Source organism: Actinosynnema sp., assembly GCF_052038725.1.
On sequence record NZ_JBQGCX010000843.1, the window covers coordinates 1 to 1649 of the forward strand.

General features: G+C 73.9%; 3 protein-coding genes. 1 reads left to right on the top strand and 2 read right to left on the bottom strand.

Annotated features, from left to right (window positions below; genetic code table 11):
- Nucleotides 1–551 (bottom strand): LytR/AlgR family response regulator transcription factor (locus tag ACTUAL_RS17305; protein ID WP_440900996.1); only part of this gene is annotated, 551 nt, incomplete at its 3' end.
- Between the two features lie 36 nt (nucleotides 552–587).
- The gene (locus ACTUAL_RS17310; protein WP_157767865.1) at nucleotides 588–860 is read right to left on the bottom strand and encodes a hypothetical protein; all 273 of its coding nucleotides are present in this window, start codon (nucleotides 858–860) and stop codon (nucleotides 588–590) included.
- 392 nt (nucleotides 861–1252) lie between these two features.
- On the opposite strand from ACTUAL_RS17310, the gene ACTUAL_RS17315 reads away from it, so the two are divergent.
- Nucleotides 1253–1649: transglycosylase family protein (locus tag ACTUAL_RS17315; protein WP_440900997.1), on the top strand; the 397-nt coding region annotated here is incomplete at its 3' end.

Sequence of the window (1649 nt, forward strand, 5' to 3'; positions counted from 1 at the left end):
ATGAACCGGGTGATCCCGCCCAGCTCCACCGGGATGACCTCGTCGCCCACGTCCGGCGCCCGCTCGACCGGCGCGGCCTGCGGCGCGGGCTGCTCGACCGGCCTGCTCTCCAGCACCTCGTGCACGATCCGGTGCACCGACTCGGCCAACCGCTCCTGCCGCACCGGTTTCAGCAGGTAGTCGAGCGCCTTCAGCTCGAACGCCTCCACCGCGGGCTCCTGGTGCGCGGTCACGAACACGATCGGCGGCGGCTGCGCGAACCGGGACAGCACCCGCGCCAGGTCCAGGCCGTCCAGGCCGGGCATCCGGATGTCCAGGAACACCGCGTCGACCGGCTGCCCCGCGTCCATGGCCCGGTGCAGCGTGCGCAGCGCCTTGGTCGCGTCCCCGACCGCCTCCACGTGCCCGACCCTCGGGTCGGACCGCAGCAGGTAGACGAGGTCCTCCAGGGCGGGCGGCTCGTCGTCGACGGCGAGCACCCGCAGCGGTCGCCCGAGCGCCCCCCGGCGTTCGGGCCCCTCGCACAGAGGACAGGGCAGACCTGAGGTCATGGACATCCAATGCGGTGTTCTCGGCGGCGTCGGCGATTAGACCATCGGGCGGCCATCCTCGTACTTGGAGGGCGTCCAGGGCAATGGTCGCAGCGCGTCCCGCACGTCGCGCAGCGCCACCTGGAGCTCCAGGTGCGCCTCCTCGGCGCGCCGCGCCGCCGTCCCCACCGACCCCGCCGTCGCCGCCCCGGCCAACCGCGCCGCCGCGCACCGCAGCAGGTGCGCCGACTCGGCGAGCCGGTCCGCCTCGCCCGCCAGCGCGCCCAGCGCCTCCAGCAGCTCCCCGATGGTCGCTGGCCGTGACGACATCACCCCTGTTCGCTGATCCTCGGCCAGTGGGTTCACCTCCCCGTGTCGCGCCGGTGACGGGGAACCGATCGTGCCGCCGGGCCCGCACGGGGGTCAACGGCGCGGGGGAGTGGTCTCGATCGGCTAAACCCGCACCACCCGCCAACCACCCCGGCGCGTCACGCGCGGTCACCGCTTCGGGTTGCTCGTCGCGCGGATCGCCCTCGCCTGTCCTTACGGTCCAGCCAGTGATCACGTGGCCCAGGTCACGTGATCGCACCACCGGGAAGCTCGGGCACCGGCGCCCCTGCCCTCCGAACTCCCGGTCCGGACGCAGCCGAACGAGAGCGTGGACCGGCAGGGCAGGGGAATGCTCGACGTGCTCCGCGGTGCGGCGGTTCGAGGTGGATCAAATGGACGGTCTCCGGGACGAGCGGCGCTCACGCGTCCTCACCAGGCTGGTCGCCTGCGCGGTCATGGGGCTCATCTCCGGCGCTCTGGCGCTGGTCACGGCCACCGCCGCGTCGGCCCAGGGTGCGGATTGGGACGCCATCGCGCGCTGTGAGAGCGGGGGCAACTGGTCGATCAACACCGGCAACGGCTACTACGGGGGGCTCCAGTTCAACCCCGGCACGTGGGCCGCCAACGGCGGTAGCGGGATGCCGCACCAGGCATCGCGGGAGGAGCAGATCCGCGTGGCGGAGAACGTGCTGCGCTCCCAGGGCATCGGCGCCTGGCCGCACTGCGGCCGGGGCAAGGCGACCGGGGCCGCCCCGGCAGCCGCCACCGCCCCCGCGGGCGGCGCGCAGG

Excerpts from the sequence above, each read along its gene's own strand:
- ACTUAL_RS17310 (WP_157767865.1), bottom strand. The coding sequence starts at position 860 with ATGTCGTCACGGCCAGCGACCATCGGGGAGCTGCTGGAGGCGCTGGGC.